The 6,181-nt window shown below is 35.7% G+C and carries 5 protein-coding genes and 1 pseudogene; all 6 read left to right on the top strand.

Translation table 11 applies throughout. The features are described 5' to 3' along the window. Positions 1 to 68 precede the first annotated feature (68 nt). The 6 genes and pseudogenes from DY78_RS00740 (at position 69) to DY78_RS00765 (ending at position 6,004) form a co-directional block, all read left to right on the top strand. Positions 69 to 659 (top strand): annotated as a pseudogene (locus DY78_RS00740) (type 1 glutamine amidotransferase family protein). 193 nt (positions 660 to 852) lie between these two features. Next, complete coding sequence (locus tag DY78_RS00745) at positions 853 to 1,776, top strand: FRG domain-containing protein (RefSeq protein WP_235810620.1); 924 nt, start codon at positions 853 to 855, stop codon at positions 1,774 to 1,776. Positions 1,777 to 1,885: 109 nt separating this feature from the next. Further along, the gene (locus DY78_RS00750) at positions 1,886 to 2,473 is read left to right on the top strand and encodes a recombinase family protein (protein ID WP_024626303.1); all 588 of its coding nucleotides are present in this window, start codon (positions 1,886 to 1,888) and stop codon (positions 2,471 to 2,473) included. A gap of 93 nt (positions 2,474 to 2,566) precedes the next feature. Beyond that, positions 2,567 to 3,424 carry a hypothetical protein gene (locus DY78_RS00755; protein ID WP_024626304.1) on the top strand — a complete coding sequence of 286 codons (858 nt, stop codon included), beginning with the start codon at positions 2,567 to 2,569 and terminating at the stop codon, positions 3,422 to 3,424. Between the two features lie 200 nt (positions 3,425 to 3,624). Continuing rightward, complete coding sequence (locus DY78_RS00760) at positions 3,625 to 4,878, top strand: glycosyltransferase family 2 protein (protein WP_420805678.1); 1,254 nt, start codon at positions 3,625 to 3,627, stop codon at positions 4,876 to 4,878. A 10-nt stretch (positions 4,879 to 4,888) separates the two neighbouring features. Continuing rightward, positions 4,889 to 6,004: a glycosyl hydrolase family 8 gene (locus DY78_RS00765; protein ID WP_024626306.1), complete on the top strand. Its 1,116-nt coding sequence runs from the start codon at positions 4,889 to 4,891 to the stop codon at positions 6,002 to 6,004. Positions 6,005 to 6,181 lie beyond the last annotated feature (177 nt).

The raw sequence follows: 6,181 nt of genomic DNA on the forward strand, positions 1-6,181 counted from the left end.
TAATTATACTAAATCAGAGTCTCTATTTAACCTGTACACTTTTTATTCTAGGCCCAGAGATAGTGCTCATGAAACAAGCAATTTTTGTAATCTTAGACGAATATGCTGATTGGGAAGGTGGTTATCTTTCAAGTATATTAAATTGAGACCCAAATTGGGAAGTTAAAACTGCTTCCATTAAGCAAGAGGTAGTTTTAACTGGTGGTTTTAAAACCACCGTAGACTATCAGTTGGAACAAATACCAGCTGATTGTGAGCTGCTAATATTGATTGGTGGAAATTCATGGCAGATTAAAAATAGTGTACTGAAACAGCTATTGCAAGATCGGCTAAAGAATAACAAGTTCGTGGGTGCAATCTGCGGTGCCGTGGACTATCTCGCTAAAAATGGATTACTTACTAACTTTAAACATACTGGTAACGCACAATATCTGTGGAAAGACTTTGACCAGTATCAAAACAAATCAGATTTTCTTGAAGAACAAACAGTACGCGATCATAATTTAGTTACTGCTAATGGTACTGCGCCGCTAGAATTTACAAAGCAGGTTTTGAAAATGATTAAGTTCAAAAATAGTGAGCAAATAGACAAGGATATTTATTTATACGAATTTGGATTTTATCAATATTGCCAAAAATATGGTAATCCATACGCTTAATTAAGCGTATTTCATTATGTTTATTGGAGGGTTAATCTTGGATATTAAATCTTTAAGTAATTTTTTGGAAGAACTAACAGAGTTACAGAACTCTATAGAAGCTAACATAACAATTGATGGAAGAGGCTTGATACAACGCTCTTTCTATAGAGGATAATCAAGTGACTTCGAAAGTAGTAATAACGTTGCTAGCATCTTTAGGCAAAAAAAAAGGTTCGGATATACTCGCGAATATTCATTCACTAATGAGTACATGCGAAGGTACGCAAATGATTTTAACAATTTAGAAAATAATTTTTCTCGCCTGTCTTATATGCAACATTTTGGTTTGCCAACTAGGTTATTAGATGTAACGACTAATGCTCTTGTGGCTCTTTATTTTGCCTGTCAATCTCATATTGATTCTAAAGGAAATGAAGCAGATGGGATAGTTACCATGTTCATTTCTAACAGAACGCAAAATAGTGATGACTACACGTACTACAGTAGTCGTAGTGATACGGTAGAAATCTTGTCAACACTAGCGTTAATGGACGAAGCCAAAAAGAAAACCATTTATGACAGTATATCTTCTTATAATAAAAAAATTGACGCTTTGTTGAAAGAAGATAAAAATCATTTATACCATAGTTGGTACATGGATCTGGTCAAGCAGTTCCCAGAGGGCTATTATGAGCAACTTTCTGGAGAAAGCAAAAAAACATATGACTCACTAAATGATATCTATAATGACATAAATCAGTCTTATGAAGTGCAGTGCCTGTATCATGATATTAAAAGAGATACTGGTTATTTCGCTGATCTGATCAACTTTAGAACTTTACTTCATCCATTTTTCGTCGAACCTTCGCTAAATAATGAACGCTTACAAGCTCAAAGTGGCTTTTTCCTTTTTGAACCTTATGATGGTACATCATGTAGCTTGGAAAGTATTCATAATGATATTGATAACAAAGTGTCTCTGTACAATAGAGACAGTAAGCCAATTAAATTAGTAATTCCTAGTGGGAACAAGCAACAAATTTTAAAAGAATTGGATCAATCATTTGAAATAAACCAGGCTACTTTATTTCCAGACAAAGAAAATGTGGCTAGCTATATAAAAAATAATTTTTAATAAAGAATGTTTAATGGCCATTAGGGCATACTCTATTGGCCGTTTTTGTTTCTGTGCTATACTAAGAATTACAAATGTTCATTAGAACTGTCCAAAAGGAGAGCTGGAAATGGCTAAAATCGGTTATGCGCGCGTGAGTTCCAAGGAGCAACATTTAGATCGACAGTTGGCGGCTTTAAAAGGTGTTGATAAATTGTTTACGGATAAATTAAGTGGGGCTAACACGAATCGGCCAGAACTGCAAAAAATGCTGGCCTATATTCGTGAGGGTGATATTGTCCTGGTCACTGAATTAGATCGCTTAGGCAGAAACAACCAGGATTTAACTAAGATCATGAACACCATTCAGAATAAAGGGGCCACCCTAGATGTGTTAAATTTGCCGTCCATGACAGGAATCGCTGACCCGAATTTACGTCAACTCATGACAAACCTCGTTATTGAACTGTATAAATACCAGGCTGAAAGCGAGCGTCAGCGGATCATCGAACGTCAGCAACAGGGGATTGCCCTAGCCAAACAGCAGGGCAAATATCATGGCCGCAAACCCCAATACACCCAAGACGATCCCCGCTTGCAACATGCTTTTAAACTTTATCAGGCAGGCATGAGTGATGTAGATGTGGCCCGTAATACCGGGATCAAGCGGACAACTTTTATTAGGTACCGTGCTAAATATAAAATTAAAAGAAATTAGGTATGCCTTGCGTGACGATAATAACATGGATAGAGTAGACTGTTATAAGATACTTAAAATGATTATTGAAAACTTTTTATAGGAGACTATTCAATGAATTTATCAGAAGTAATATTTAAGGGGTATGTTCCCATTGTTTTATCGTGGCTATTTCCTATCTTAACGCTATTTTTTGCTGCATTTTTTGAACCGGATATTCAAATAGGTGTCTTACTTTTATTGCTATTGGCTATTGTAGTGGGCATGTTAATACCTGGGGTTGTTATCAGTTGGCTAATCATTGTATTAACCACTGTTGGAGCGGGTATTCTTTTGTTTGGCTATCTGGTTATTCCAGTTAATGACAAGGTCATCTTATTGTTAGCATTCCCAATTGAAGGGACGTTAGTTAATTTAGTCAGCGATTGGCTACTGAAGTGGCGATCATTAGGTCCTAATATAACTTCAATACATCGATATAGAGAGCACTATAACTTGGACACAAAATTATTGACCGGCCATAATGCTGAGAAGGTATATTCCAAAGAAATTACAGCTATTAAAAGCTATCCGTCATATAACCTGTTTATGAATATTACTGAAATTCATTGGCAAAATTGGCAACAGTATCGACAATTTCATTCTGATAATCAGCGAGAAATTTTACACAATATTTCCAGAGAAATAAAGCATACGCGATTACCATCAGAACTTATCTATTACTTAGGTGATGCAAGATTTTTAATTATTTCATATCGAGTTGACGAAAAAACGCAAAAAACAATTAATGATGCAACACAAAAAAATCTCCAACAAGCTTTTAAAGCGCCAGCTATTCAGTTTAAATGGGCTATGCAACAAATTAATTACGATAACTACGATCGTTTCACTTACTTTGCAGATATTTATAAACATCTTGATCGTGTGATGGAAACTGATATTATTACTGAATATTCAAGGGAGGAAAACTAGTTGGTCTCATTTTTCTTTGATTTAACTATATTTATTACGGGAATTTTTACAATTAGTTTTTTGGTAATCTTTATTTGTGCATGGACAATTTATTACCGAGTTGAGACAACCTTTTCAGTTGCTAACAAAAAGGAGATAAACAAGTGATTAGTGAGATTTTGACAGTCCTAACATTAATATCTATTTGGATATCGCTACTCATGGGACTTCTAACATTAAGTGGGGCAGTATCCTTCTGGCTACCAAAGAGTCGTCAAAAGATAACTGTGAATACATTACCGCATTATCCAGTAATTACCTTGGTGGTACCGGCACACAACGAAGAGCTTGTCATTGAACAAACAATTAGAGCTATTTTGGATTTAAATTATCCCCATGACAAACTCGAAATACTCTTATATGCAGATAACTGTACAGATGAAACGGCAAAGAGGATGCGCAAAACGATTTTAGAGAGAAGTGTACAAGATCAAAAGATAAGGGTTATTGAGCGTAGTGGGAGTGGTGGTAAAGCAGGTGTGCTTAATGATGCTTTAAAGATTGCAGTTGGTAAGTATATTGGCGTCTATGATGCTGATGCGGTGCCAGAAAAAAATGCACTGTATTTTTTAGTTAAAAAGATATTAGAAAATCCTGATCGTTATAAAGCCTCCTTTGGCCGTAACAAAACCCGGAATGCACAACATAATTTTTTAACCAAATGTATTAATCAAGAAATCGTTGTGACCCAAAGAATACAGCATGTGGGTATTTGGCAGCTGTTTAAGATTGGAAGAATTCCAGGAACCAATTTTATCATCGAAACTGACTATGTTAAACAAATTGGCGGCTGGACAAACGGGGCTTTGACGGAGGACACGGACATTTCCTTTAAGATAATGCAAGAGGGAATGTTGATCGCACTGGCTTATAGTTCTGAAGCATTCCAACAGGAACCTGAGCGCATTAAAGACTATTATTTCCAACGGTTACGTTGGGCTAAAGGCAACTACCAAGTTGTTATGGCTAATTTCAAACATTTATTTGACAAAAGTAACTGGCGTGTGAAATTAGAAGTCTTTTATTACTCTTGTACCTTTTTTTGGTTTAATGCAGCAATTGTTCTATCTGATGTTTTTTTGATTTCTAATTTAGTGGCGCTGTTAATTCAACTATGGCGACCAGAGACTGCGATTCCTTTTGCCTTTTACAGTAGTAACATTATGATAACCCAGTTGTTGTTATTTAACTGGTTATTAATGATATTATTATACGTATTACAGATTAATACCGCTATGGCAACACAATATGGGCAGGCAACAACTGAACAAATTTGGTTAAGCTTAATTTCTTATTTTACTTATTCACAATTGTTTATTGTGATTTCTATACACGCCATTATCTCGGTATTATTGGACTCGGTATTTCATAGAGATGGCAGTAAATGGATTAAAACTAAGCGTTTTATGGATTAGGAGGACTATTGTGAAATTTACATGGCGATTGTGGGGCTTAGTTTTAATTGTAGTGACGGTATATATCGGCATTATCGGGTATATTCGATTGGATAGTAGCCAACGACTCAGAAAAGAATTTTATAAAACATGGAAAAATAATTACGTAGTTGCTGTTAATCAAAAACAATCATTGATTAATACATCAGATGCTGATCACAAGGTTAGTACGTTATCTGAGGCACAAGGTTACGGTATGCTAATTAGTGTCCAAGCATCTAAGTTAGGCTTAGGAGGAAAACATACGTTTAATAAACTGTATCAATATTATATGCACCATCGTATTAAGAGCACTCAGTTAATGTCCTGGAGGCAAACCCGAAATAATTATGGAAAATGGTCTAATGAACAGACTAGTGCTACTGATGGCGATCTCATGATTGCCCAATCGCTATTTCTAGCATCTAAAAAGTGGCCACAAAAAAAGTACTATGCTAACCAACTGCGGCTTCTTTTAAATGATATTTTAAAGTATGAAACAAACCAACATACTCAGGTGCTAACAGTTGGTAACTGGGCAACTCCCACATCTAATTCGGCTAATTTAATGCGCAGTTCGGATGTCATGCCCACGGCATTTGAGCAATTTTATAAATTTTCACATAATCGGCAATGGTTAGTTATTAAAACTGCAATGCTTAACCGACTGTTTCAATTAAGTGAAAAGCACAAATCAGGATTGGTTCCTGATTTTGCATGGGTAACTCAACATAGTACCAGCCCTGCAAAGAGTACGCGTATCCCTGATAAATATGCCAACGATTACTACTATAATGCCTGTAGAGTCCCTATGCTGTTAGCCACAAGCCATGACCCATTAGCACAAAAGACAGTGAAGTCAATGTTGCACTTTTTTGCCAATCATACTACTGTCACAGCAGGATATACTATGAGGGGCAAACCACTTAATGACTATCAGTCCGCAAGTTTTAGTGCACCTTTGCTAATGGCGACCAGTTGGCATCGCAATCAAGGGTACGATTCATTATTTTTTCATGAACAGTGGATTTTTGCTAAAGCAATGACTAAGCACGATTATTATAATGCTACCCTGACCATGTATGCGCTTATGTTTTCGAGCATTTGATTTTTTATCTAACAATTATATAATCGAGTTGTCTGTATTCACATTACTATTGTCTTTTATACGAATTCAAACTGAATATTAGTTAGTTGGTAGATTGCAAATTTAATCCGAATTTTTTGACAAATTGGTAGATTGTAAAATTAATCCGAACGCTGTTCGGACAAAAAAGATCAGCTT

The organism is Lactiplantibacillus fabifermentans DSM 21115 (assembly GCF_000498955.2).
GTDB classification, from domain to species: domain Bacteria; phylum Bacillota; class Bacilli; order Lactobacillales; family Lactobacillaceae; genus Lactiplantibacillus; species Lactiplantibacillus fabifermentans.